Origin of the sequence: Citrobacter gillenii, assembly GCF_013337685.1 — a bacterium.
Classification (GTDB): domain Bacteria; phylum Pseudomonadota; class Gammaproteobacteria; order Enterobacterales; family Enterobacteriaceae; genus Citrobacter; species Citrobacter gillenii.
Window position 1 is genome coordinate 1 of the sequence record NZ_SUQN01000024.1, and the last position, 1088, is coordinate 1088.

The following is a 1088-nucleotide window of genomic DNA, read 5'->3' on the forward strand; positions in this document are numbered from 1 at the left end:
ACCGTACTGGCTAAAACCTACGGCGGTTCTGCTCGTGCATTCGATCAGATCGATAACGCACCGGAAGAAAAAGCACGTGGTATCACCATCAACACTTCTCACGTTGAATATGACACCCCGTCTCGCCACTACGCACACGTAGACTGCCCGGGCCACGCCGACTATGTTAAAAACATGATCACCGGTGCTGCGCAGATGGACGGCGCGATCCTGGTTGTTGCTGCGACTGACGGCCCGATGCCGCAGACTCGTGAGCACATCCTGCTGGGTCGTCAGGTTGGCGTTCCGTACATCATCGTGTTCCTGAACAAATGCGACATGGTTGATGACGAAGAGCTGCTGGAACTGGTAGAAATGGAAGTTCGTGAACTTCTGTCTCAGTACGATTTCCCGGGCGACGATACTCCGATCGTTCGTGGTTCTGCTCTGAAAGCGCTGGAAGGCGAAGCTGAGTGGGAAGCTAAAATCGTTGAACTGGCTGGCTACCTGGATTCTTACATCCCGGAACCAGAGCGTGCGATTGACAAGCCGTTCCTGCTGCCTATCGAAGACGTATTCTCCATCTCCGGCCGTGGTACTGTTGTTACCGGTCGTGTAGAGCGCGGTATCGTTAAAGTTGGCGAAGAAGTTGAAATCGTTGGTATCAAAGAGACTGCTAAGTCTACCTGTACTGGCGTTGAAATGTTCCGCAAACTGCTGGACGAAGGCCGTGCTGGTGAGAACGTTGGTGTTCTGCTGCGTGGTATCAAACGTGAAGAAATCGAACGTGGTCAGGTACTGGCTAAGCCGGGCTCTATCAAGCCGCACACCAAGTTCGAATCTGAAGTTTATATCCTGTCCAAAGACGAAGGCGGCCGTCATACTCCGTTCTTCAAAGGCTACCGTCCGCAGTTCTACTTCCGTACTACTGACGTGACTGGTACCATCGAACTGCCGGAAGGCGTAGAGATGGTAATGCCGGGCGACAACATCAAAATGGTTGTTACCCTGATCCACCCGATCGCGATGGACGACGGTCTGCGTTTCGCAATCCGTGAAGGCGGCCGTACTGTTGGTGCGGGCGTTGTTGCTAAAGTTCTGAGCTAATT

General features: G+C 53.0%; 1 protein-coding gene. It reads left to right on the forward strand.

All coding sequences use genetic code 11. The features are described 5' to 3' along the window. Positions 1–1086: elongation factor Tu (tuf, locus tag FCH32_RS23105; protein ID WP_117344063.1), on the forward strand; the 1086-nt coding region annotated here is incomplete at its 5' end. Positions 1087–1088: the final 2 nt, after the last annotated feature.